Raw genomic sequence first — 24,228 nt, forward strand, 5'->3', positions numbered from 1 at the left:
CCTGTGATCAGGCTCAGTTCATGGTGAAATACTTGAACTTGGCGGTGTCGTCCGGCGCCACGATGGTACCCACGTTCGACTTCATGCCCCAGTTCAGCACCTGATGGTGGATCGGGATGTAAAGCTGTTCGTCTTGCACCACTTGCCAAATCTCCGCGATCATTTCATCGCGCTTGGGCAGGTTGGTCTCGGATGCCAGCGCCTCGATCTTGGCGTCGAGATCGGGGTTCGAGAAGCGGGTGCCATTCCACGAGCCGTATTTCTCACCCTTGGTGTGGGCTAGGAAGTTGAAGATGTACTCCGAGTCGTAGGTCGGAACACCCCAGCCCAGCATGTAGAAATCGGTCTCAAGGTTGTTGATCAGCGGGAAGTGCTGTGCCTTGGGTTTGGCATCCAGATTCACCGTGACCCCGATTTGCGCCAGCATGCCGACGGCGGCCTGACAAATCGCCTCGTCATTGATGTAGCGGTCGTTCGGGCAGTCGAGCTGGATCGAGAACCCGTCGCCATAGCCCGCTTCCTCCATCAGCCCCTTGGCGGTGGCGATGTCGGTCTTGGACGAGCTGTCCATCGCCTCGTCCCAGCCGTTGACAAACGGGGGCGAGATCATGCCCGCGGGCTGCGACTGACCGCGCATCACCACCTGCTTGATGGCATCGCGGTTGATTGCCATCGACATGGCCTGACGCACGCGGACATCCGCAAGGGGGTTCTTGCCGTCGACATTGTCGTTGGCCAGATCCTCATCGCCCTGGTTCATGCCGAAAAAGATCACCCGGTTCTGCGGCGCGGTGCGCACATCCAGACCGTCGGCTCCGGCCACGCGGCCCAGATCCTGCACCGGCACGTCCTGGATAAAGTCCACCTCACCCGACAAGAGCGCGGCAACCCGGGTCGCGGCGTTCTGGATCGGAGTGTAGATGATCTCGGTCACAGCCATCGGGAACTCGTCTTTGCCCCAATAGTTCTCGTTCATCGTCAGAACGGTTTTTACGTCCGGTTCGCGGCTGACCAGCTTGTACGGTCCGGTGCCGTTGGCGTTCTTGGCAGCAAACGTGTCCTCGCCGCCCTCATAGTCCTGCACCTTGACCGCGCCGTTGGCCTCGGCCCAGGTCTTATCCATCATGAACATGTTGGTGAGGTTGTTGGGCATGATCGGGTTTGGCCCGTTGGTCTCGATCTCGACGGTGTACTTGTCGGCAGCGCGCACCTCTTTCACCGAAGCCAGTAGTTCCTTGTAATCCGAATCCGGTGTCATCGCGCGGTTGAGCGAGAACACCACATCCTCGCTGTCGAATTCGGCACCGTCATGAAAGGTGACGCCCTCGCGCAGCTTGAACACCCAGATATTAGGGTTCTCTTCCGACGGCCCCCATTCGGTGGCCAGCGCCGGTACCATCGCGCCGGTCATGTCGCGCATCACCAGCGGCTCCATGATCTGGTGCGCCAGCGCAGAGGTCGGGCCTTCGTTCTGCGCATGCGGATCCAGCGTCAGCGCGTCACCCGCGCGCGCCCAGCGGATCGTCTCGGCCGAGGCTCCGGCGGCCATCAGCGCGGTGGCGCTGGCCGCCAGAAGAAGATGTTTGAAAGTCATGTACTTCTCTCCCAGTTTTATTGTTCTCCCGTCTCCTGAGAGACGGTCGGCTGTGTTGCCAGCCATCATGGCGCGTATCTTTTCGGGCCTTTGCACGTATTGCAACAGTTGAGGTGGAATTGCCCTTGCGTCACCTCAGTGCGCGGGTTCCCGGTCAGTATCCGGTCATCTCAAGATAACCACGCCCGGTATGGCTGCCTGTGATGTGAACCGGGCCTTCCCAATAGGGAAACCGGGTGCCCATCCAAGCGCGTTGGTTAAGGGCCGCGACGGTGACATCCACATCATAGGCGGGCACCTTCAGCCGCCACTTAGTCGGCACGCGGCGGGTTTCCAGATCGGTTTGCTCAAGCGGTTCGGCCATGATGGCCCCATCGGGCAGCGCCGTGGTCGAACCGTCAGCTGCAATCCAGGTGGCCGAGGTGAAATCCCCACGCCCGCCGCGCAGGCTAAACGCCATCAGCCGTGCGCCGGTGTCGAAGCTCAGCGAGAACCAGTCCCAACCGGTCTGATCCTCGGACAAGGGTTGCGAGGACCATTCACGGTCCAGCCAGGCCTGACCGGTCACCACGACACCGCCTTCGGGCAGGTGCAGCGTTCCGGTCACCGCATAGGCGGGCTGCGAGTAGTAATGGCTGGCCTGCCCGTCCGCCGATTTCACGGAAAACCCGTTTTCGCCGTGAAAAACCAGCGGTCCCTCGGCCCTCAGAGACAGGTTATAGCTGAAATCGGCGCCGCGAGCGGTCAGGGTCAGGTCGTCGAAATCCGGCCCCGTCATCTGCCAGTCGTCGATCCAGGCCGAAAATGGCGCGGCGGTGACACCTGACTGCCCGATCCCTCCGCGCGACAGGCGCTCGGCAAAGCGGTGGTAGTCGGGTGTGGTGACGGCGGCGTGCCCCATCCAGAGCTGCGGGCTCTGCCAGCCTTCGGCCTCATGCGGTTTCAGCGCCGAACGGAACAGGGTCCACTGGATGCCGTAGTCCCGGCCATCCTCGCCGGTGAGCGTCGCCGTCACATACCACCATTCGATACGGAACGCCGGGTGGGGGCCGTGATCGGCAGGAAAGTCGAACTCGTAGCCGCGTTGCGGCACGGCAAAGCCCTCGGCCCCAGTGCCCAGCCCGGCAAAGCCCTGCGCCATCGCGGCGATGGGCAGGAACAGGAGCAGGGCGAGGGCCTTAACGTTCATTGGCAAACACTCTTAGCAGGTCCGAGGGCGGCAGCCGCCGTAGCCGGAGCGCCGGTATCGCGGCCGCCAGAGCGGCGGCTAACAGGGCCAGCACCAGCAGCCGGACCCAATCCAGTGGGAACAGATACATAGGCAGCCGCCACCCGAACGCCTCGACATTGATCACCGCCAGCAGTGCCCAGGCCAGCAGCAACCCCAGCGGCAGCGCCAGCAGCGCGGTCAACGCCGCCAGCAGCACGCTGCGCATCAGCTCCAGCCGCGCCAGTTGCGCACGCGTCAGCCCCAGCGCCCAGACCGGCGCCAATTGCGGCAGGCGCTGGGTCCAGAGTGTCAGCAGGCTGGTCAGGATGGCAAAGCTGGCCACACCCAGCGTCAGGATATTCAGGGCGGCAGTCACCACAAAGGTCTTTTCGAAAATCACCATCGACTGCGCCTTGAGCGCGGCCTGATGGATCACCGCGCCGGGCGGCAACTCGAACCGGGTGCGCAGCGCTTGTGCCAGATCCGAAGCCTTCCCGGGCGCGACCCGGACACCGAAGCGGCGATTGGAGGTGCCGGGAACATGTGTGTTCAGAAGCGCCACCGAGACGATGGCCTGACCCGTCGGGTTGCCGTAATCCGAATAGACCCCGGCAATCGGCAATTCCCACCCCGGCAGCACGGTCAGACGGTCGCCGGGCCAGAGATTGGCGCGGCGCGCAAGTTGCTCGTTGATCAGAATGGCTTCTCCAGCGTTAACCCGGTCCCAGACATCCCGGTCCGACGCGATCAGTGGCCAATTCTTACGGTAGGTGAAATGATCGACGATGCCGTAGAGAAACAATGGCCCGGTTTCATGCGCCAGTTCGGTCCGCCGGATCGGCAGCACCGCATCGGCGCGTTGGCTGAGCCAGTCCGCGATCTCGGCGCCCTGTTGGTCGTCCCGGGCGGTGATGTACAGCTCGGAGGTCAGGCGCTGATCCAGCCAGCCTGTGAAGGTCAGACGGAAACTCGACACCATGGTGCCCACCCCGACATTGGCCGCCAGCGCCAGCAGCAGCGCCATCAGCGCCAGCGACAGCCCCGGCAGTTGCGCCCGCATATCCGCCCAGACCCATTGCGCCAGCGGGCACCGCGCGCGCTCGGCGCAAAGCCGCAATATGAGCGACAGAAGCGGCGGCAGCAGCAGTGCCGCCCCCATCAGCAGCCCGCCCAGAAACGCAAAGCCGGCCACCAGCCCGTCGAACAAAAGCACGGCCATGATCCCGCCCGCGATCAGAGCGAGACCGGCAGCGGTCCCGACCAATGCGGACCCCGCCTGCATCCGCCACGCCTGCGCGCCGGGGGCGGCCAGCAGCGGCATCCGCGATAGGCGCCAGAGCGTCTGTGCGCTGGCGATTATCGTGCCGCCCACGGCCATCGCCAGCCCTGAGGCCACCCAGGCCGAGCGCAGCGCCAGTTGTCCATCCACCGGCGCGCCGTAGAGCCCGCGCAGGGTTACCGCAACGTCGGGCAGGAGCGCCCCGGCCAACAGATATCCCAGGATCAGACCAATGGCGCCGCCGAGCAGTGCCAGCACCAGCAGCTCGGCCAGGATCAGCCAGGTCAGCAGCTGCAACGGGACACCCAGTGCGCGCAGGGTGCGGATCATCCCTCGCCGCTGCGCCATCGCCAGCCCCACGGTGCCATGCACGATGAACAGCCCCACGGCAAATGAGAGCAGTCCGAAGGCCGTCAGGTTGAAGTGAAAACTGTCGGTCAGCCGCGCGGTGTCGGTCCTTGCCTCGGGCGGCCTGCGCTCCAGTTCCGGCGCCAGTTCGGCTAGTGGTTGCAGGCCAACGGGCTGATCGGGCAGGATCACCAGTCGGGTGATCTGTCCGGGCTTGTTCAGCAGCCGTTCGGCCACGCCGATATCGGTCAGAATCAGATCCGGCGGCACCGCCTCGCTTGCGATCACCGGCGGCAGGGCGGTTTGCGCGGCCAGTAACGGCGTCAGCTCGGAGCGGGCAAACAGCCGCCCCGGCGCGGTCAGGGCATCTGCCGGGTCGGGTGGGGTTTTGCCACGCTCTGCATCTTCAATCGCAGGCAGCGGAGGGTAGCTCAGCAGGTCCACCCCCATCAGCCGCAGGCTGCGCCCGCCGACCCGCAAGCGCCCTTCGAGCACCGCTGCCAGCTGCCATCCAGCCCGCCGCAGGACCACATAGCGGGACAGGGGGATGGAGCCGCCGGGCGCGTGCAATTCGTCCAACTGGCCCACCGCAAGCTGCGCGTTGGCCCGGGCATAGCTGGCCCGCGCCTCGGAATTGATCGCCTGCACGGCGGACCAGAGTGCGGTCGCCAAAGCGAGCCCGCACAGCAGGGTGACCAGTTGCACCTTGTGGCGCCGCCAATGCGACCAGAGCGCCTGGACCGCAGGCCGGATCATGCGATCCGCCCGCCCGCCAGATGCGCGCGCCGGTCGAGTTGAGCGGCGATCTCGGGCGAGTGGGTGACCAGCAACAGTGCCGCTCCTGAGGCTTTGACCAGATCCAGCATCAGGCCCAGCACCGACGCGCTGGCGGTTTCATCCAGATTGCCGGTAGGCTCATCCGCCAGCAGCAGCTTGGGCCGCACCGCCACCGCCCGTCCGATCGCCACCCTCTGCTGTTGGCCGCCCGAGAGGTGTTCGGGATACCGCGATTGCAGATCGGAAAGGCCCAGCCGGTCGGTCAGCTCGGCCAGCCAGCCGGTGTCCAGCCGCCCCGCCAGACGCGCGTGAAAGGCCAGGTTTTGGGCCACCGTTAGCGAGGGGATAAGGTTGAACTGCTGAAACACCAGCGCCACGCGATCCCGCCGCAGCGCTGCCCGGCCCGCATCATCGAGCGCCGAGAGTGTCACACCGTCCAAGGTGATCTCGCCCGCGCCAAAACCATCCAGTGCGGCGGCGAGATTCAAAAGCGTGCTCTTGCCGCTGCCGCTTTCGCCGGTCAGCGCCAGCGTCTGCCCGGCCTCCAACGTCAAAGACACATCCTGTAACACCGGTCGGCCACCGGGGTAGGTCTTGTGCACATGGTCGATGGTCAGCAGCATCCGGCCCTCGATATTTGGTGGAGCCACAATGTGTACCAAGCAACAAAAGTGTCCAGCGCGGATCCGACAGCGGAGCCATTCGCCGCAGCCGCAGCGGGAGCAACCCTGTGGGCTTGTTCCTCGTGAAACCTCCGTCCATTCTGAGCGCAAACTTTAATTGAGCAGCAGATGAGGCCGGTCGCATGACACTGTCACAACAAATTCTCTGGGGCAGCATGTATCTGGGCCTGTGTTTCGTGATCGAGATCGTGATGCTGACCTGGTGCACCCTGGTCATTCGACGGCTGGCCGAGAAATGGGCGAGCAAGGGCCACACCATCCAAACCGCTTCGCCGATTGCGGTTGCGCTGGGGTTCATCGTGCTAACCCACACGATACAGGTCTGGATATGGGCGATGGTTTGGGTCTTCAGTTCGGTGCTGCCCGACTGGAACAGCGCACTCTATTTCTCGCTCGTGACCTTCACGACACTGGGATATGGCGACATCGTTCTGGGCGAGAATCTGAGAATATTTGGTGCCTTCGCGTCTGTTACCGGGTTGCTGGCGTTTGGTCTTTCCACCGCTTACATGGTGGCGCTGATGACCCGCGTGTTCGAGGATCGCTTTTTGTCATGAAGCGAACCAATCCGGATGGTCACATCGCAACCAAAAAAAAGGCCGCCGGATGGCGGCCTTTCGGTTCGTTTCTAAGCCGAGGATTACTTGATCCGCTGACCGTTGGCCGAAATGTGGCCTTCTTTGTTAATCTCGATCTTCGAGTTCAGCGTGTCCGGTGCGTCGCCCGGTACGGCCAGCATGCCCATCATCATCCGGGCGCCCATGGCGTCGCTGTCCGACATCAGACCCATGCCGATCAGCTTGTCGATCAGCGCGTTGGCGCCTACAAGCTGCAGGTTCGCCTCACCCGAGGGCGCAGGCATGCCGTCGAAGGCCTCGAGGTTGGAATTGTCAAACTCAAATGCACCGGTCCCGGTCAGCTTTGCCCCGACCATCGACACGGTCAATTGGTTGATCGCCAGCGTTTCCAGCTCGCCAGGGGCTGCTTCGGTTGCATCCAGCGTCTCAGCCACGGTCGGGTCGAGGAAATCGACCAGCACCTTGGCGGTACCTGTTGCGTCTAGCGCGATGGTTGCCGGATCGCGAGGTAGCGCGCCAGCAGGATCAAACATGCCCCAAATGATGTCGGACATGGTGAAATCGGTCAGGTTCATGCCAAACGCAAAAGGCTGCGCTTCGTCCGAGGCCTGCACGGGAACGTCGAACTTGATCCCAGCCTGAGCCATTGCCAGTTCGATGGGAAAGGGCAGGTCCTGCGAGGTGACAGACAGCTCGACACTGTTCTGCGCGATGTCATAGCCGATATGGTCGGCATCCATCGCAATCTCAAAAGTTCCGCCCTGTGAGCTGCTTTGCATTCCAAACTGCTCGCCATCCCCGGTGCCCGAAATGTCCGAGCTGCCGGCGCCGTAGGTGAACGCACCTGCAAAGTTGAACCCGGCCTCGATCATGCTCTGATAATCTGCCGCGTTGATCCCCATGGGTATCATCCCGGCGCCTTTGAAGGTCAGCGCATCCATCTTGCCGCTGAACTTGCCCTGATCGTCGGATTCGGGATCGTCAAAGGCGATATCGTAGGTCAGACCATCGGCGGTGAAACTCTGATCGACGTCGCGGTTCTCGCCAATGACCATGCGGGACGTGCCCGCAACCCCGGTCATGTCAAAGGCAACCTTAACCACATCCGAGGGAATGGTTTCGCCATCCGCCTCGACCGAGTCGAGCACCACGCCAAGCCGGCTTGCCGAATAGTCGTAGGTCATGTCCTCGGGCGAGCCCGAAACAAGCATGGTCATGCCGTCATGGGAATAGGTCAGCGCGGCCTTGAACACCTCATCATCGGCGGTGCCGTCAATCACCAGCGGGAATGACGCGGGCAAGCCGATGCTGACGGTGCCGTCACCGTTTTCGGTCATCGTCATTTCGGGGAAGTTCATGGTGAACTGGCCGTCCTGTTCCGGCAGGTCCATCGCGAGGGACACATTGGCAACGGTGGTCACGTTGCCCGAGGTGCTGGCCGTGCCGGAAACCTCATATCCCATCCCGCCCAGATACGCCTGCCAGTCGGCCCAGACGTCATTGGCTGTGAGATCGGCCCAGGCACTCTGAGAAACAACGGCATAGGCAATAACTGCGCCGCAACTGCGGCGGAGGAAAACAGACATAAGGGAACCCTTCTTGATCAATGTCGCATATATCGTCGGGTGTGGCGGCGCGGGCGTCAAGGGGGCAAGGGCTGGACCTTCTCCCCCTTGGCAAAGTACGACTTTCGGAAAGGGCGTCACAACAGGGGTTTGACGATGGATATGCAAGGGAAAACTGTTCTGATCACCGGCGCCAGTCGCGGCATAGGGGCCGAGACCGGGCGCGTTTTTGCCGCAGCCGGTGCAAATGTGGCCCTGGTCGCGCGCAGCGGGCAGGCGATTTCCGCACTGGCTGCCGAGATTGGAGAGCGCGCTCTGGCGCTGCCCTGCGATGTCGGCGACTACGCCCAGGTCGAGCGGGCTGTGGCCACCTGTGTCTCGCATTTCGGCAGTCTGGACGTGCTGATCGGCAATGCCGGGGCGATCGAGCCCATCGCCCATATCGCGCGCGCGGACCCGGCTGCATGGGGGCAGGTCATCGACATCAACCTCAAGGGCGTGTTCTACGGGATGCGGGCGGCTCTGCCGGTCATGCGCGCAGCCGGCGGGGGGACCATCCTGACCATCTCGTCCGGGGCCGCCCATAACCCGGTCGAGGCATGGAGCCATTACTGCGCCTCCAAGGCCGGTGCGGCGATGCTGACCGATTGCGTGCATCTGGAAGAGGCGCATCACGGCATCCGTGCCATGGGCCTGTCTCCTGGCACCGTTGCCACCCAGATGCAGCGCGAGATCAAGGCCTCTGGCATCAACCCGGTCAGCCAGCTGGATTGGGAGGCGCACATCCCAGCCGACTGGCCTGCAAGGGCGCTGTTGTGGATGTGCTCGTCGGATGCGGATGAGTTCTTGGGCACTGAAATCTCGCTGCGGGATGAGGGTATCCGCAAGCGGGCCGGGCTGACATGATCGATCTGGTGAAAGAGGACGGATTGTGGATTGTCACCCTCAACCGTCCCGATAAGGCCAATTCGCTGACCGGTGCGATGCTGGCGGAACTGGCCGGGATCGCTGAGGCCGCGGTTGACGCCAAGGCGTTGATCCTGACTGGGGCTGGCAGCGTATTCAGCGCCGGGGCCGATCTGGACGAGGCGCGGGCGGGTCTTGCCACCTCGGACCTGTGGGAGCGGTTGTCGAACGCCATCGCCGCGCTGCCTTGCCTGACCGTCGCTGCACTGAACGGGACGCTGGCGGGTGGCGCGAATGGCATGGTGCTGGCCTGCGATCTACGCATCGCCGTGCCTGCCGCCAAGTTCTTCTACCCGGTGATGAAGCTGGGCTTTCTGCCGCAGCCTTCGGACCCCAAACGCATGGCCGCCCTGATCGGGCCTTCGCGCACCAAGCTGATCTTCATGGCGGGCCAGAAAATCACGGCGCAGGAGGCCTATGGCTTTGGCCTTGTGGACCGCATCGTTGAACCCGACGCGCTGATGCCCACTGCGCGCGAGTTGGTGGCCGACAGTGTGGCCGCCCGGCCCAAGATCGCTGTAGGTATTGCGGAGATGTGTCGATGAGACTTTCAGCGTTGCGGCTGCGCGTGGCCGATCCCGAAAGGCTGGCCCGGTTCTACGCCGATGTTCTTGGCATGACGGCCCGGCCTCAGGGCGCCAACTGGCGGGTGGGCTATAACGGCGCAGATGCCGACCTGCTGCTGATGCCGGGCGGCGGAGCATATACTCATGACCGGGGCCAGCGTTATTGGAAGATCGGGATCACCTTGCCCAATGTCGATCTAGCCACCGATTATCTGCGCAAACAGGGGGTCGAGGTCAGCGACCCGCACCAGTTCCTCGATATCGGTTACATGTGCCATCTGGCGGATCCCGAGGGGTTCGTGATCGAGCTGCTGCAACATGATTTCGAGGGCAACCGGCCCGGGGGTGCAGGCGATCCTGCCCAGCCCTTCGCCGGGGCCTGCATCGGCCAGATCACCCTGCGCACCGGCGATATCGCGGCGGAGGAGACGCGCTGTAAAGCGCTGGGCATGCGGCTGCTTTCAATTCAGGAAGTCGCACCCTACGGCTTTGACCTGCACTTCTACGCGTTCACTGTCGACACCCCGCCTGATCCCGATCTGTGGTCAGCCAATAACCGCGAATGGCTGTGGAAGCGCCCCTACACCACGCTGGAATTCCAGCACATTCCTGGCGCGAGCTTCGTGCCGACGCCTGACTATCGCGGGATGGAGATCGAAGGTTTGACAGAGGCCGCAAGCGACGCATTCGGTGATCCGCTTCTGCCCGGCTGATCACCGCACCCGCCGCTTGCCCGGCACTTTCGACCGGAACCCGGGCGGGCGTTTACGCACCCAGCCAAGGAATTTTGCCAGCCGGGGATGGGCGCGCAGCGCCTCGACGGTGCTGTAGTCGCGCGCCAGCTCTGTCTCGGTCAGCGTGGCGTGGATTTCCTTGTGACATATCTGGTGCAGCAACACCGTCGGCCCGCCCTTGCCACCCTTCAGCTTGGGGATCAGATGGTGCAGGCTTCCGGACCCATCGGGGATCGGGCGGTCGCAAAGCAGACAAATCGGTTCGGTCATTAGGGTCCTGTTTTTCTTGCCGTCCACGTCGTAGACAGACATGACACTGCATCGAATGGTAACGGGTTGGCGTGAGGGAGCAATGGAAGTCGGATTTGATTTTATGCAGGAACTGACCGAGCAGTCCCTGCGCTTGCGTGATACCGCACTGTCATGGGTGTCCAGCCCTGCCGCGTGGTCGCAATTCGCGCTGTTGGTGGTAGCCTTTCTGGCGGCGCTGCTGGTGGCGCGGCGGCTGCGTGGACCGCTGACACGCTTGCTGACCCCGTCCGAAGAGCAGCAAGGGCCGGTGGCCAAGACGCGCCGGTTCATCCTGATTTTCGTACCACTGCTGCTGCCGCTTCTGGCCTATGCCTTCACCGGCATTGGTGAAAGCGTCACTCGCTCGCTCTTTGGCTCGGGCGCGGTGATTGCCTTTGGCAAGCGCGTGTTCCTGTTCCTCGCCGCCCGCATCCTGGTGCGCGAGATCATCACCGACCCGCTGATGAAGCTTCTGGGCCGCTACGTCCTGATCCCGGTCGCCGCGCTTTATGCCCTGGGCCTGCTGGAACCGGTGATGGCCAAGTTGGATGAGACCATCGTACCACTCGGAAACCTGTCCTTTTCGCTGCTGTTCGCGCTGCGCTTCATCGTCGTGGGTGGCGCGATCTTCTGGCTGGGGCGGTGGTCCAACGACCAATCCGCGCAATTCCTGAAAAAGCAGGAGGATATGCGCCCGGCCATGCGCGAACTGACTGCCAAGGCCATCGAGATCGGCATATTTGGCGTCGCCTTCCTGCTGGTGATGAACATCATGGGCATCAGCCTGACCTCACTGGCGGTTCTCGGCGGTGCGATTGGTGTCGGGCTGGGCTTCGGTCTGCAAAAGATCGCATCGAACTTCATTTCCGGCCTTATCCTGCTGCTGGAAGGGCAAGCGACAGTGGGCGATTATGTCGAACTCGATGGCGGCGAGGCCGGCATTATCGTCAAGATGGGCGCCCGCGCGGCGATCCTTGAAACCTATGACGGGCGCTGGATCGTGGTCCCGAACGAGGATTTCATCACCACCCGCGTGGTCAATTTCTCGGACAGCGGCTCGGCCAACCGGTATGAGGCGCCGTTTTCCGTCAGTTACGACACCGACATCAATAAGGTGCCTGCTTTGGTCGAGGCGGCGGTGGCTAAGCACCCCGGCGTGCTGGACAAGCCGTTTCCGCCCGATTGCGAGTTGCGCGGATTCGGCGACAGCGGGGTGGATTTCGCGGTCGAGTTCTGGGTCGAAGGGATTGATGACGGCCGCAACAAGTTCATGTCGGATGTACTGTTCCTGATCTGGAACGCGCTGAAAGAGCATGAGATCGAGATTCCCTATCCGCATCGGGTGGTGGAGCTTTCGGGCTCGATCGAGACCCGCACGGGATGACGCAAGCGGTTGTGGTCGGGGCCGGACCGGCGGGGCTGATGGCTGCCGAGGAGCTGGCCCGCGCCGGTATCTCGGTGCTGGTGGCCGAGGCCAAACCCTCGGTCGCGCGCAAGTTCCTGATGGCGGGCAAATCGGGGTTGAACCTGACCAAGGACGAACCGTTCGACGATCTGATGCGCGCCTACGATGCGGCTGAGAACTGGCTGCATCCGATGATCGCCGACTTCGATGCCCAAGCAGTTCAGGACTGGGCGCGCGGCTTGGGGCAGGAGCTGTTTACCGGCTCGACTGGGCGGGTGTTTCCCAAGGCGATGAAAGCCTCACCGCTGTTGCGCGCCTGGCTGGAGCGGCTGGGCAGGCTGGGGGTCCAGATTCGGACCCGCTGGCGCTGGACCGGTTGGGAGGATGAGGCGCCGCGTTTCGACACGCCCGAGGGCGTGCAGCGGGTTGCGGCACAGGCCACGGTGCTGGCGTTGGGCGGGGCGAGTTGGACTCGGTTGGGCTCGGACGGTGCATGGGCGCAGTTATTGGCGGGGCAGGGTGTCGAGCTTACGCCTTTCGCGCCTGCCAATGCGGGTCTCCTGGTGGACTGGTCGGAGCACACGCGATCAAGATTTGGCCACCCGCTGAAGAATGTCGCTCTGCAGGCGGGCGGTGTGCGGACCCGGGGCGAGGCGGTGATCTCGGAGTGGGGTCTGGAAGGCGGGGGGGTTTACACGATCTGCAAGGCGGTGCGCGAAGGTGCGGTGCTGAGCGTTGACATGCTGCCCGACCTGCCGATTGAGGACGTGGCCCGCCGTCTCTCCAGACCGCGCGGCAAGGCGAGCCTGTCGAACCATCTTCGCAAGGCGTTGAAACTGGGGCCCGGGCGGCTGGCGCTGCTGATGGAGTTCGGGCGGCCTCTGCCGCGGGACGCCTCGGATCTGGCACGGCTGATCAAGGCGGTGCCAGTCCGTCATGCCGGTTTGCGCCCGATAGACGAGGCGATCTCGACCGCTGGTGGCGTGGCAAGCGCGGCACTTGATGACGGACTGATGCTGAAGGCGCTGCCGGGGGTCTTCTGCGTCGGAGAGATGCTGGATTGGGAGGCGCCGACGGGTGGCTACCTGCTGACCGGTTGCTTTGCCACCGGTCGCTGGGCGGGCCGCTCTGCTGCAAGCTGGCTGCGTCAGCAGGACCAGGCACAGGCATAGTCAGAGGCGAACGAGCCGCTTGAACGCGGCTTAAGCGGTTTTCAAACCGCTTCAAGGCGTTCGCAAACGCCTTGGCTGCCCTTGGCTAACGTCGCGCTCAGCTCTCCGCCAGGGCGCCCATGCGTTGGAATGCAGGGCGATTGCGCAACTCATTGCCATAGGCCCTCAGCGTCTCGGAATTCATCGGGAAATCGAACCCCTTTGCCCAGCTCATGCAGTGACCACACAGTATATCGGCAATTGTCATCTTTTCGCCCTGCAGAAACGGGCCCCGGAACCGCTCGCCCATCCTCTGGAAATTCCGGTCGAACTCCCATTTCGAGGTCTCGACGATCTGCGGCACCCTTTTGTCCTCGGGCAGGATGAACTTGTGCCGGGTGGCCGTCCAGAGCAGCGCGTCGAACTCATCGACCAGCGCGAGCAGGAGCGAATCCTGCTGGGCGCGTTCCGGGGTGCCCGCCGGGTGGGTAAAAGCGCCGTGTTTATCCGCAAGATAGGTCATGATCGCGCAGGAATCGGTTAGCACCGTATCGCCATCCACCAGCACCGGGATCTTGCCGGACGGGTTCACCTCCAGCACCTGCGGGTCATGCGGACCCACATCGATGAATTCGTACTCCTGCTCCAACTCTTCGAGCAGCCACAGAACCCGCGAAGCACGGCTTTGGATACGTCCGTAAAGCTTGTACATGGCGGCAATCCCTGTTGATCCGTTCGCATCGAAGGATGAGGCGATGCGTTTGGGCGTCAAGGGGAACACCCGGTCACGTCACCTCAGCGTGAGCGGGCCAGCATCGCCAGACGGATCATCGCCCGTTCGACCAGCGCCATGGCGGGCGCCACTTGGCCTGCCGATCGCAGTTGTAGGTCGGTATCGGTCAGCACCGTCAGCGCGGTTTCCAGCCTGGGCGCTCCCCAGCCCTGCGCCTGCCGCAGGATGCGGTCGCGGCGCTTACCGTAGACCGGCGGGCGCAACTTGCCGATGCCCTGCGCCGCGCCGCCGGGGTCCGAGGCGCAGGCATAGAGCGTGCGGAAATGGCGGGTGGCGCCGATGCAGAGCGAGACCGCGTTGGTGCCCTGCGCCTGGAGGCGGCGGATCAGCGGCCCGATCTCACCCGTGCGGCCCTCGGCCACCACGTTAAGCACATCGTCCAGCGCCGCCTCGGTCGAGCGCGGGGCGCAGGCGTCGATATCCTCAAGCGTCAGGTCCGACGCGTCGCCGCGCTTGTAGAGCGCCAATTTCTCGATGGTTTGCGTGAAGTCTCCGGGACCAAGCTCGCCCGCTAGATCGGTGAGCGCAGCCATCGAATCGCGCGGCACGGCCTGAATTCCAGCCTGCGCCAGCGTCCGCTCGATCTCGGCGCGCGAGGGCGGGTCGTCATAGATACCCACCGCATAGGCGTTGGGATGCGTCTCGAAAGCCTTGCGGATCTTGGAGCTGGGTTTCAGCTGGCCCGCTGTGACGACGATCTGCGCATCACCCGGGGTCCAATCCTCGAGCGCGGTCAGAATCGCCGGGGCGGCGGTGTCCGTGGCGTCCTCGACAAAGGCCGCCCGGGGTCCGGGAAAGAACCCAACCGCCTTGATCGCGTCCAGCAGCAGCGCCGGATCGCCACGCAGATCGGAACCCGGTATACGGGTCAGCCGCATCTCTTCCTCGGCCCCGTCACCCAGCAGCGCACCGATCACCTGCTGCCGCTTGAGCGCCACCCGCATCGCGTCCGCGCCGTAGATCAGCAGCCCCGCCTTGCCCGCGTCGGGCTTGGCGAAATAGCCGTCCGCCTCGCGCGGGCTGAGTTTCATGAGGGCAGGTCCACCGTGGCAATGAGCTGCGTGGTCAGCTGATCGGCGAGAATAGTCATCAACCGCTCGCGCGCATCGCGCTCACCCGCCAGCGTTTCCACGGTTGAGCCGGTGGCCGAGTAGCCAGTGAAATTGTCCACCTGACCCGAGGCCACGACCGCGCCGTTGTCGATCTGGGTCAGGGTGTATCTGACTTTGCCGACGATGGTGAAACGGGTGGTTTCGTTGGTCGCGGTGATGGCCTGACCCTGACGGAAGGTATTCAGCCGCACATTCAGGTTATAGTCGGCTCCCGAGCCCGCCTGGCGCCCCAGCCTCTGTTCGAGATTCTGCACCAGCAGATAGGTCTCGACCGAGTTCGGAGCCGAGACCTGAACCTTGCCATCTAGTGCCGCGCCCGAGCCTCCGGGGGCATAGACCGGTTCGAACCCGCAGGCGGCTATCGCCAGCGGGAGCATCAGCAGAGTTCTGCGGACCACGCGTGTTGCGTTCATTTGCATTTTCTCCACCCGCATGGATCGTTCAGCGCAGCATACCTTATAGCGCAAAACCGGTTCCCACTTTTGCGCGGCATGCTTCAGACAACGACATTCACGATCCGGCCCGGGACAACGATTACCTTCTTTGGCGCAGCGCCATCCAGCGCCTTCTGCACAGCTTCGGTGCTGAGCGCGACTTTTTCAACCTCTGCCTTGTCCATATCCTTGGCCACGCTGATTTCGGCGCGGCGCTTGCCGTTGATCTGGATCGGCAGGGTGACGGTGTCATCGACCAGCATCTCTTCGTCGGCCACGGGCCAGGGTGCGGTGACGATCAGCCCTTCGCCTCCCAGCAACTGCCAGAGTTCTTCGGACAGATGCGGCGTCATCGGCGACATGAGCTGTGCCAGCGTCCTGGCTGCCTCGCGCTTGGCGGTGGTGCCTGCCTTGGATTTGGCCAGCGTGTTGGTGAAGGCGTAGAGCTTGGCGATCGAGGCGTTGAATCCGAAGGATTCCACGCCCACCGTCACGTCATGGATGGTCTTGTGCATCTCGCGCAGCAGGGCTTCGTCCTCGCCATTGGCGGGGTTGTCCGATGCGGCGACCTCGGAGGCGATGCGATAGACGCGGCTCAGGTGTTTGTGCGCGGCCTCGGCACCGGCGGCTGTCCACTCCACGTCGCGCTCGGGCGGCGAATCGGACAGTACGAACCAGCGCGCGGTGTCGGCGCCGAAGGCTGAGATGATGTTGACCGGATCGACCACGTTCTTCTTGGACTTGGACATTTTGGCCGAGGGGATGATTTCAACTGTTTCTCCGGTAGCCTTTAGAACAAAGCCTGTTTCTCTTTCGACTCTGGGTTGCCCGTCAGGTTTAGTTACCAAAGCGCTGCCCGAAACTTGTACTGCAGGCAATGTTACATCGCCGCTTGCTTCGACAGTTGCGTTCGCGGCTTCATAGACTGCTTTTGTGGAAACTTCTTCCGGCAGGTGATAGACCGGACGGCCTTTATCGTCGCGGGTTTGATAAATTTCATGTGTCACCATGCCCTGCGTGAACAGTGCATCGAAGGGCTCGATGGCCTTTTTCGGCAGGTGCCCGGTGATCTGCATCGCCCGCGCGAAGAAGCGGGAATAGAGCAGGTGCAGAATCGCGTGCTCGATGCCGCCGATATACTGGTCGACATTCATCCAGTATTCCGCCTCGGCCAGATCGGTGGGTGTGTTGGCGTGGGGAGCGGTGAAACGGGCGAAATACCATGACGAATCGACGAAGGTGTCCATCGTGTCGGTTTCGCGTTTGGCGGGCGCTCCGCAGGAGGGGCATTCGCAGTCACGCCAGGTCGGGTGGCGGTCCAGCGGGTTGCCCGGTTTGTCGAACGATACGTCATCGGGCAGGCGGATGGGCAGGTTCTCTTTCTTCTCGGGCACCACACCGCAGCTGTCACAATGCACCACCGGAATCGGGCAGCCCCAATAACGCTGACGGGACAGACCCCAGTCGCGCAGGCGGTATTTGGTGACGCCTTCGCCCCAACCCGCCTTTTCAGCAAAATCCACGGTGGCGTTGATCGCTTCATCACCCGTGGCTTCGGTCAGACCGGCGAAATGATCCACCCAGCGCACCTTTTCGGTCTTGGGGGGGACGAAAGCGATCTTGTCGACCGGCGTATCATCACCCAGTGCAAAGAACGTATCGATCACGGGCAGGTCGTATTTGCGGCAGAAGTCCAGGTCGCGTTGGTCATGCGCCGGGCAGGCAAAGACTGCACCGGTGCCGTAATCCATCAGGATGAAATTCGCGATCCAGACCGGCAGTTCCCAATTCGGATCCAGCGGGTGTTTCACCCGGATGCCGGTGTCATAGCCCAGCTTCTCGGCGGTCTCGATGGCCTCTTCCGTGGTGCCGCCCTTGCGGCATTCCGCAACAAATTCAGAGACTTCCGGGTTCTCGGCCTCAAGCTGTTTGGCAATCGGATGATCTGGCGAGATGCCGACAAAAGACGCGCCCAACAGCGTGTCGGGACGGGTGGTGTAGACGGTGATTGGCTCTGCGGCATCGGTGCGCTCGAACGAGAATTGCAGGCCACGCGACTTGCCGATCCAGTTCTCCTGCATTAACCGCACCTTGGCGGGCCAGTTCTCAAGCGTATCCAGCGCCGAGAGCAGTTCTTCGGACATTGAGGAGATATTGAAGAACCACTGCGTCAACTCGCGCCGCTCGACCAGCGCGCCCGAGCGCCAGCCACGCCCGTTCTCGACCTGCTCGTTGGCCAGCACGGTCATGTCCACCGGGTCCCAGTTCACCACGGCGTTCTTGCGATAGACAAGACCCGCGTTGAGCATATCCAGGAACAGTGCCTGCTGCTGGCCGTAGTATTCCGGATCACAGGTGGCAAATTCGCGGGACCAGTCGATGGAAAGCCCCAGAGGCTTCATCTGCCCGCGCATGTCGGCGATGTTGCCATAGGTCCACTCCTTCGGATGACCGCCAATGGCCATTGCGGCGTTTTCCGCCGGCATCCCGAACGCGTCCCAGCCCATCGGGTGCAGCACGTTGTGGCCGGTCGCCAGTTTGTGCCGCGCGATCACGTCGCCCATCGTGTAGTTGCGCACGTGCCCCATATGGATGCGTCCCGAAGGGTAGGGGAACATCTCAAGCACGTAGTATTTGGGCTTGTCGCCATGCCGGGTCGCAGTGAAAATCCCGGCCTTGTCCCAGGCCTCTTGCCATTTTGCTTCGATTTCGGTGGCGGAGTAGCGCGACATCGTGCGGTCCTTCGTGAATGAAAACGCCGGGTGTGAACCCGGCGTGGTGATAGAGCGTATCTCGTCCGGATTCTAGAGTCTGCCGTCGGCGATGCGTAGCTGACGCGCCCGCGACAGGATTGCGTCCTCGACTGCGCGGGTTGTTGCCGGGCTGACCGCGCGGCCACCGCTGGACTGCAGGGCAACATTCAATGCACGTGCCTCAAGCGCGGGATCCTTGATATGCACGGTTGCGCGATAGGACCGCCCGCCACCCGGAGGGGTGCCGTATCCGGTGACAATGACGCCGGTGAACGGATCGACGGACTGCACCGGAAGAAAGCTCAGAACATCCAGTGTGGCAGCCCAGAGATAGCGGTTAACCTGAGTCGTTTGCTCGGCATTGGAGCGGTCGAAGATGTCCCAGATGGTCGAGCGATCTTCGTCAAAGGTGTCGTCCGGATTCCCACCGATCACGTTTTCATTAAAGGCGGGCGGGCCGCTCCTCCGATTCCCGCAAGCGGCTACGGCGGTTATCAGCACAATAAAACCCAGAATCGTCAGCCGGCGCATATCGGGCAGGTCCTGTTACTTGGATCAACTTGTCAGGCATTACTCCTAGACAAGCCCTTGGGCCGCAACAACCCTATTCTTTATGGATGTATTCTTGGCTGTCCAATCCGGGGCTGCTTAAGACTGTGGCATCCTTGCACCAATTTCGGGCGAATGGGCGGGATCAATTTAAGGCAAGCTTGCGCAAACCACCCAAAAAGAGCGACACGGTGTGCGTGCTGAGACATGTGCGACGAGGCATGTGTCGAGTAGAATCTTAAGAACCGAGGGAAACAAGATGAAAAAAGTTCTCTTCGCGACTACTGCGCTGATGGCAACTGCAACCGTTGCATCCGCAGACATCGCAAACATCCGCATGAGCGGTTATGGCCGGTTCGGCCTTGGCTACTTGGAAGATCGTGAACTCAATGGTGGCGACGCCGGCGTGTCCGACACCATCCTGGTGCACCGCTTCCGTCTGAACATCGATGCCGTTGCCGAATCCGATGGCGGCGTTGAGTTCTCGGGCCGTGTTCGTCTGCAGGCTGACGAAGATGCTGACAGCGGCGAAGCAAACGCAGCCGGTCTGAACGGTGCACGTTTCACCGTTGCATATGGCGGTCTGCGTGTCGACGTCGGCAACGTGGCTGGCGCAATCGACAACTTGGCCAACTACTACGGCAACGAGCCTGGCCTGGAAAACTTCGTCGGTCAGTACTCGGCTGTTGACTATAGCTTCATGGGCTACTCGTCGACTGGCGCAGGCAGCAACGGTGTGTTCTTCAACTACGCGGTTGGCGATTTCGGTTTTGCTGCATCGTATGATGAGAACAGCGCTCCGATCGACGCAGACAACCGTGGCGACCGCTGGGACCTGAGCGCGACTTACTCGTTCAACAACATCACCGCGGCCATCGCATACGGTGAAAACGACGCCAACGAAGAACTGCTGGTTCTGACTCTGGGCGGCGACTGGGGTCCCTTCTCGGGTACTCTGTTCGTTGGTGACGAAACCGTGACTGACGCAACCGGTACAACCGAAGACGCTAGCCGTTCGGACACCTTCTATGGTGTGTCGGCTGCCTATGAAGTTGGCGCCGCAACCACGGTGACCTTCGCCTATGGCGACGGTTCGGGCGATGCTGACGAACGGCATGTTGGTCTTGGCTTCATCCACGATCTGGGCGGCGGTACCTCGCTGCGTGGTGGTATCGGCAGCATCGATCCGGGTACTGCAGGTGATGACTATCTCCGCGCAGACTTCGGTGCACGCTTCGACTTCTAAGTCGACGTAAACCGCAAGGTTTTGGGCAGGTCTTCGGACCTGCCCTTTTCTTTTGCCGCCACATGGTGTTTCTCTGCCGGCAAAGCAGACTTGAGGAGCCCCATGCCGCTGCAAGACATCACCGCCCGCATTGCTAAGGCCGAACAGGCGGCTGGCCGTCCCGAAGGATCGGTCAAGCTGATCGCCGTATCCAAGGTTCAGCCCGACGAGCGGGTCGAAGCGGTGTTGGAGCAGGGGCATCGTTGTTTCGGTGAAAATCGGGTGCAGGAGGCCGCGGGCAAATGGCCCGGCTTCATGGAGCGGTTCAACGGGATCGACCTGCATCTGATCGGCCCTTTGCAGACCAACAAGGCGAGGCAGGCGATGGAGCTGTGCCACGCGATCCACTCGGTCGACCGGCCCAAACTCGCCAAGACACTGGCGCGGCTGGCGCAGGAGCTGGGCAAATGCCCGGACCTATTCGTTCAGGTGAATACCGGCGAGGAAGAGCAGAAGGCCGGGGTCATGCCCGCTGACGCTGACGAATTCATCGCCGAGTGCCGCGCGCTCGATCTGCCGATCCAAGGGTTGATGTGCATCCCGCCGGTTGACGAAGAACCCGCGCTGCATTTTGCTCTTCTGGCCAAGATTGCCGAGCGTAACGGACTAAAAGGCCTGTCCATGGGCATGAGCGGCGACTTCGAATCCGCCATCGCGCTGGGCGCGACCCATGTGCGGGTGGGTTCGGCCATTTTTGGTGAGCGGGTCAGACCTCAGGGATGATCAACCGGGTGCCAGGCGCGATGCGTTCCGCGATCCAGCGCAGGTGGTCGCGACGGAAGGCAACGCAACCCTCGGTCGGATAGCCGGGACGGCGCCATTGGTGTAAAAAGATCGCCGAGCCGCGCCCGGGTACCGCATCGGGCCAGTTCCAGTCAGTGATCAGCACCAGATCATAGAGCGGATCGGCGCGGCGCAGCCGTTCGTAGCTATGCCCATAAGGCGCGCGGACCAGACGATTGTAACTCGCGTCCCGCACATCGTCCGACCATAGATCGCCGGGGCCAATGGGTCGCGCCCAAGGGGCAGGGGCCGTGATCCGGTCGGGGCGATAAAGCATGCCTACGATCCGATGGATGCCAGTTGGCGTGGCGCCATCGCCTTCGCGTTTGTCAGCGCTCAGCCCGCCCTTACCGATGGCGCAGGGAAACCGCCGCCCGTAAAACCGCACACCTAGCGGCGCCAGCACCAGATCGTGTGGGTTCACAGCAGATGGCCCGACTTGGCCGCCTTGGTGGCCAGATAGCCGCGGTTATGCGCGGTTTCGCCGACTTTGAGCGGCACGCGCTCAGTTACGGCGATACCAGTGTGCTCCATCATAGCGATCTTGGCCGGGTTATTGGTCAACAAACGCACCGAGCGGAACCCCAGCGATTTCAGGATGTCCGAGCCCAGACGGAAATCGCGCTCGTCATCCTCAAACCCCAGCCGGTGATTGGCCTCGACCGTGTCGAACCCCTGATCCTGCAGGAAATAGGCGCGCATCTTGTTGGCCAGGCCAATCCCACGCCCCTCTTGATTGAGGTACAGCAACACACCCGCCCCCTCGGTCCCCATCTGCGCCAGCGCGCCGCGCAACTGCGGGCCGCAGTCGCATTTTAGGCTGCCCATCAGGTCGCCGGTGAAACAGGCCGAATGCAGCCGGGCCAGAACCGGCTTGTCCCGGTCGGGGCGGCCAATCTCGACCGCGTAATGCTCTTCGCCGCCATCGTCGGGGCGGAAGACATGCAGGCGCCCAGCCTCGGACACTTCCATCGGCAGGCGTGCGGCCACCACCTCGCGCAGCGGGCTGCGTTCGGTCAGATGCGGCGCGGCGCGGGCGTGGTCGATGCAGGTCAGGCCGTGTGCTGCGGCAAAGCCGCTCCCGTCCTCGATGGGCAGAACCACGGCTGCGGGCAACAGTCGCGCGGATTTGGTCAGCGCGATGGCGATCCGATGCAGGTTGGCGCTGCCCTGCCGCTCGGTCATCAGCGGGCCCTTCATCGGCGCGTTCAGATCGTCGGACGGGTCGGCCAATGCCTGCACCCAGCTAAGGTCCGCATCCGCCGGGATCAGGACCCGCGCCAGATCGCCGTCATAGGCCCGCGCCTTGAGCGTTTCGGCCCGTCGCACAGTGATCGCAATCACCGGCTCACCTCCCAGTGCCCGCAGATCCGCCAGCCGCTGCGCACTGAGCGCCTCGGCCGACAGCGACAGCACGCTGAACCCGGTGTCATCGGTCAGCACCACGGGCACCCCCATCCGCAGATCGGCCCGCGCCCGCGCCAAGAGTTCGGTGATGTCGGGAATGAGACTCATGCCTGTTATCCTGTAACGTTCAGCGCCTTACCTAGTCGTTCCTGAAAGAAATGTGAAACAAATCCCGGACTACAGACACGAGGGCGTGAGAGAATTGCAGCATATCTTGCCGATGGAGCAGTCCACGCTCAAGTGTTGCGAAACGGCAAAGGAGGACCGGGAAATGGCTCAGCTCAAGAAGATCCTGCTGGTGGATGACGACGAGGATTTGCGCGAGGCGCTCAGCGAGCAATTGGTGATGACCGAGGATTTCGACGTGTTCGAAGCCGCTGATGGTCAGGGTGCGATGGAGCGGGCGAAAGAGGCGATTTACGATCTGGTCATCCTGGACGTGGGTCTGCCCGATACCGATGGCCGTGAGCTTTGTCGTCTGATGCGTAAGCAGGGGGTCAAGAGCCCGATCCTGATGCTGACCGGTCATGACAGCGATGCCGACACCATTCTGGGCCTCGACGCCGGCGCCAACGATTATGTGTCCAAGCCGTTCAAGTTCCCGGTCCTGCTGGCCCGTATTCGTGCCCAGCTGCGCCAGCATGAGCAATCCGAGGACGCGGTTTTCGTGCTGGGGCCCTACACGTTCAAACCGGCGATGAAGATGCTGATCACCGAAGAGGACCGCAAAATCCGGCTGACCGAGAAAGAGACGAACATCCTCAAGTTCCTTTACCGCTCAACCGACGGTGTTGTGGCGCGGGATGTGCTGCTGCATGAGGTGTGGGGCTACAATGCGGGCGTCACCACGCACACATTGGAAACCCATATCTACCGTTTGCGCCAAAAAATCGAGCCCGATCCCTCGAACGCACGCCTTCTGGTGACGGAATCCGGCGGGTATCGGCTGGTTTCTTAAATGCAAAGGTAGATTGATTTGGATCAAAGTGATACTTTGGTCACATATTTAGAGTTCAACCATCCCGCGCATGTCCGGGTTATGACATGTACCTCCCTGTTGGACTGGCCGGGCCTCGTGCCCGGCCTCTTTTTTGTGGCACCTGCCCCATGGCATCCCGGGCGCCCTCACGTTAGGCTGCGCGAAAATCCGACAGTGGAAGACGCGCCATGCCCATTACCCTCGCCACCTGGAACATCAACTCGGTCCGCCTGCGCGAACCCATCGTGCTAAAGCTGTTGCAGGAAGAGGCGCCGGATGTGCTCTGCCTGCAGGAGTGCAAATCGCCGGTCGAAAAGATCCCGACCGAGGCGTTTGCCGAGCTGGGATACTCCCACCTGATCGCGCGCGGGCAAAAGGGGTATAACGGCGTCGCCATCCTGTCGCGCCTGCCGATCGAGGATATTGGTGACAAGGATTTCGCCGGTCTGGGTCATGCCCGTCACGTGGCGGGGCGGCTCGAAAACGGCGTGATCATCCATAACTTCTATGTCCCTGCCGGCGGCGATGTACCGGATCGCCAGGTGAACAAGAAATTCGGGCAAAAGCTCGACTACCTTACCGATATGCGCGACTGGTTCCGGGCCGAGACGCCCGAGAAATCCATCCTGGTGGGTGACCTCAACATTGCCCCGCGTGAGGATGACGTCTGGTCGCACAAGCAGTTGCTCAAGGTCGTCTCGCACACGCCTATCGAGGTCGAGCATCTGGCCGAGACACAGGACGCGGGCGGCTGGATCGACATCACGAGGCGGGACATTCCCGAGGGGCAGCTCTATAGCTGGTGGTCCTACCGTGCGCGCGACTGGGATGCGGCGGACAAGGGTCGGCGGCTTGATCATGTCTGGGCCACGCCCGATATCGCGAATTCCGGCCATTCCAGCCGCATCTTGCGTGATGCGCGCGGGTGGGAGAAACCTAGCGATCACGCGCCGGTTTTTGCGACCTTCGATCTGTAAGGTCAGGCA

The 24,228-nt window shown here is 62.5% G+C and carries 23 protein-coding genes; 10 read left to right on the forward strand and 13 right to left on the reverse strand.

All coding sequences use genetic code 11. The features are described 5' to 3' along the window. Positions 1 to 13: 13 nt before the first annotated feature. From GOX53_RS14125 to GOX53_RS14140, 4 genes are all read right to left on the reverse strand, one after another. A complete protein-coding gene (locus tag GOX53_RS14125) occupies positions 14 to 1,594 on the reverse strand; it encodes an ABC transporter substrate-binding protein (protein WP_171177399.1) in 1,581 nt (526 codons plus the stop codon). A gap of 154 nt (positions 1,595 to 1,748) precedes the next feature. After that, entirely contained in the window at positions 1,749 to 2,783 is a 1,035-nt protein-coding gene (locus GOX53_RS14130; RefSeq protein ID WP_171177400.1) for a lipocalin-like domain-containing protein, read from the reverse strand. Then, entirely contained in the window at positions 2,773 to 5,187 is a 2,415-nt protein-coding gene (locus tag GOX53_RS14135; RefSeq protein WP_171177401.1) for an FtsX-like permease family protein, read from the reverse strand. Before GOX53_RS14135 ends, GOX53_RS14130 begins: the two co-directional genes overlap by 11 nt. Beyond that, positions 5,184 to 5,831, reverse strand: a complete 648-nt coding sequence (locus GOX53_RS14140; RefSeq protein WP_171177617.1) for an ABC transporter ATP-binding protein — start codon at positions 5,829 to 5,831, stop codon at positions 5,184 to 5,186. The genes GOX53_RS14135 and GOX53_RS14140 overlap by 4 nt, the downstream gene beginning before the upstream one ends. A 182-nt stretch (positions 5,832 to 6,013) precedes the next feature. Between GOX53_RS14140 and GOX53_RS14145 the strand changes: the two genes are divergently transcribed. Then, positions 6,014 to 6,448, forward strand: a complete 435-nt coding sequence (locus tag GOX53_RS14145; protein WP_171177402.1) for a potassium channel family protein — start codon at positions 6,014 to 6,016, stop codon at positions 6,446 to 6,448. Positions 6,449 to 6,531: 83 nt separating this feature from the next. On the opposite strand, the gene GOX53_RS14150 is transcribed toward GOX53_RS14145, so the two are convergent. Beyond that, positions 6,532 to 8,055, reverse strand: coding sequence for a DUF2125 domain-containing protein (locus GOX53_RS14150; RefSeq protein ID WP_171177404.1), 1,524 nt, complete (start codon positions 8,053 to 8,055; stop codon positions 6,532 to 6,534). A 135-nt stretch (positions 8,056 to 8,190) separates the two neighbouring features. Between GOX53_RS14150 and GOX53_RS14155 the strand changes: the two genes are divergently transcribed. The 3 genes from GOX53_RS14155 to GOX53_RS14165 are packed head-to-tail and all read left to right on the forward strand — an operon-like array spanning position 8,191 to position 10,279. After that, positions 8,191 to 8,940 (forward strand): SDR family oxidoreductase, encoded by a 750-nt coding sequence (locus GOX53_RS14155; RefSeq protein ID WP_171177406.1) that lies wholly within the window; start codon positions 8,191 to 8,193, stop codon positions 8,938 to 8,940. Further along, positions 8,937 to 9,545 carry an enoyl-CoA hydratase/isomerase family protein gene (locus GOX53_RS14160; protein ID WP_171177408.1) on the forward strand — a complete coding sequence of 203 codons (609 nt, stop codon included), beginning with the start codon at positions 8,937 to 8,939 and terminating at the stop codon, positions 9,543 to 9,545. Before GOX53_RS14155 ends, GOX53_RS14160 begins: the two co-directional genes overlap by 4 nt. Continuing rightward, positions 9,542 to 10,279 carry a VOC family protein gene (locus GOX53_RS14165; RefSeq protein WP_171177410.1) on the forward strand — a complete coding sequence of 246 codons (738 nt, stop codon included), beginning with the start codon at positions 9,542 to 9,544 and terminating at the stop codon, positions 10,277 to 10,279. Before GOX53_RS14160 ends, GOX53_RS14165 begins: the two co-directional genes overlap by 4 nt. On the opposite strand, the gene GOX53_RS14170 is transcribed toward GOX53_RS14165, so the two are convergent. Next, on the reverse strand, positions 10,280 to 10,570 hold the full coding sequence (locus GOX53_RS14170; protein WP_171177618.1) for an HNH endonuclease: 291 nt from the start codon (positions 10,568 to 10,570) through the stop codon (positions 10,280 to 10,282). A gap of 103 nt (positions 10,571 to 10,673) precedes the next feature. On the opposite strand from GOX53_RS14170, the gene GOX53_RS14175 reads away from it, so the two are divergent. Beyond that, positions 10,674 to 11,975 carry a mechanosensitive ion channel family protein gene (locus tag GOX53_RS14175; RefSeq protein ID WP_371810316.1) on the forward strand — a complete coding sequence of 434 codons (1,302 nt, stop codon included), beginning with the start codon at positions 10,674 to 10,676 and terminating at the stop codon, positions 11,973 to 11,975. Next, positions 11,972 to 13,168: a TIGR03862 family flavoprotein gene (locus GOX53_RS14180; RefSeq protein WP_171177414.1), complete on the forward strand. Its 1,197-nt coding sequence runs from the start codon at positions 11,972 to 11,974 to the stop codon at positions 13,166 to 13,168. Before GOX53_RS14175 ends, GOX53_RS14180 begins: the two co-directional genes overlap by 4 nt. Before the next feature lie 97 nt (positions 13,169 to 13,265). On the opposite strand, the gene GOX53_RS14185 is transcribed toward GOX53_RS14180, so the two are convergent. From GOX53_RS14185 to GOX53_RS14205, 5 genes are all read right to left on the reverse strand, one after another. Next, positions 13,266 to 13,859, reverse strand: coding sequence for a glutathione S-transferase family protein (locus GOX53_RS14185; RefSeq protein WP_171177619.1), 594 nt, complete (start codon positions 13,857 to 13,859; stop codon positions 13,266 to 13,268). Between the two features lie 83 nt (positions 13,860 to 13,942). Then, positions 13,943 to 14,971 carry a DNA polymerase III subunit delta gene (gene holA / locus GOX53_RS14190; protein ID WP_171177415.1) on the reverse strand — a complete coding sequence of 343 codons (1,029 nt, stop codon included), beginning with the start codon at positions 14,969 to 14,971 and terminating at the stop codon, positions 13,943 to 13,945. Beyond that, positions 14,968 to 15,465 (reverse strand): LPS assembly lipoprotein LptE, encoded by a 498-nt coding sequence (lptE, locus tag GOX53_RS14195; protein WP_171177417.1) that lies wholly within the window; start codon positions 15,463 to 15,465, stop codon positions 14,968 to 14,970. Before lptE ends, holA begins: the two co-directional genes overlap by 4 nt. A gap of 83 nt (positions 15,466 to 15,548) precedes the next feature. After that, complete coding sequence (gene leuS, locus GOX53_RS14200; RefSeq protein ID WP_171177419.1) at positions 15,549 to 18,218, reverse strand: leucine--tRNA ligase; 2,670 nt, start codon at positions 18,216 to 18,218, stop codon at positions 15,549 to 15,551. A 72-nt stretch (positions 18,219 to 18,290) separates the two neighbouring features. Continuing rightward, a complete protein-coding gene (locus GOX53_RS14205; protein WP_171177421.1) occupies positions 18,291 to 18,770 on the reverse strand; it encodes a DUF3576 domain-containing protein in 480 nt (159 codons plus the stop codon). Positions 18,771 to 19,047: 277 nt separating this feature from the next. Between GOX53_RS14205 and GOX53_RS14210 the strand changes: the two genes are divergently transcribed. Together GOX53_RS14210 and GOX53_RS14215 are read left to right on the forward strand one after the other, a co-directional pair. After that, positions 19,048 to 20,034 (forward strand): porin, encoded by a 987-nt coding sequence (locus tag GOX53_RS14210; RefSeq protein WP_171177422.1) that lies wholly within the window; start codon positions 19,048 to 19,050, stop codon positions 20,032 to 20,034. Positions 20,035 to 20,136: 102 nt separating this feature from the next. Beyond that, positions 20,137 to 20,796: a YggS family pyridoxal phosphate-dependent enzyme gene (locus GOX53_RS14215; protein ID WP_171177424.1), complete on the forward strand. Its 660-nt coding sequence runs from the start codon at positions 20,137 to 20,139 to the stop codon at positions 20,794 to 20,796. On the opposite strand, the gene GOX53_RS14220 is transcribed toward GOX53_RS14215, so the two are convergent. Next, on the reverse strand, positions 20,780 to 21,280 hold the full coding sequence (locus GOX53_RS14220; protein ID WP_171177426.1) for a L,D-transpeptidase family protein: 501 nt from the start codon (positions 21,278 to 21,280) through the stop codon (positions 20,780 to 20,782). The genes GOX53_RS14215 and GOX53_RS14220 overlap by 17 nt on opposite strands. Beyond that, positions 21,277 to 22,371: a GTP cyclohydrolase II gene (gene ribA, locus GOX53_RS14225; RefSeq protein WP_171177428.1), complete on the reverse strand. Its 1,095-nt coding sequence runs from the start codon at positions 22,369 to 22,371 to the stop codon at positions 21,277 to 21,279. Before ribA ends, GOX53_RS14220 begins: the two co-directional genes overlap by 4 nt. 163 nt (positions 22,372 to 22,534) lie before the next feature. Here ribA and GOX53_RS14230 point away from each other — a divergent pair, with 163 nt between their 5' ends. After that, the gene (locus tag GOX53_RS14230) at positions 22,535 to 23,221 is read left to right on the forward strand and encodes a response regulator transcription factor (protein ID WP_171177430.1); all 687 of its coding nucleotides are present in this window, start codon (positions 22,535 to 22,537) and stop codon (positions 23,219 to 23,221) included. Positions 23,222 to 23,430: 209 nt separating this feature from the next. After that, positions 23,431 to 24,219 (forward strand): exodeoxyribonuclease III, encoded by a 789-nt coding sequence (locus tag GOX53_RS14235; RefSeq protein WP_171177432.1) that lies wholly within the window; start codon positions 23,431 to 23,433, stop codon positions 24,217 to 24,219. The last annotated feature ends 9 nt before the right edge of the window (positions 24,220 to 24,228 follow it).

The sequence above is a fragment of the Ruegeria sp. HKCCD8929 genome (assembly GCF_013031405.1).
Lineage (GTDB): Bacteria > Pseudomonadota > Alphaproteobacteria > Rhodobacterales > Rhodobacteraceae > Ruegeria.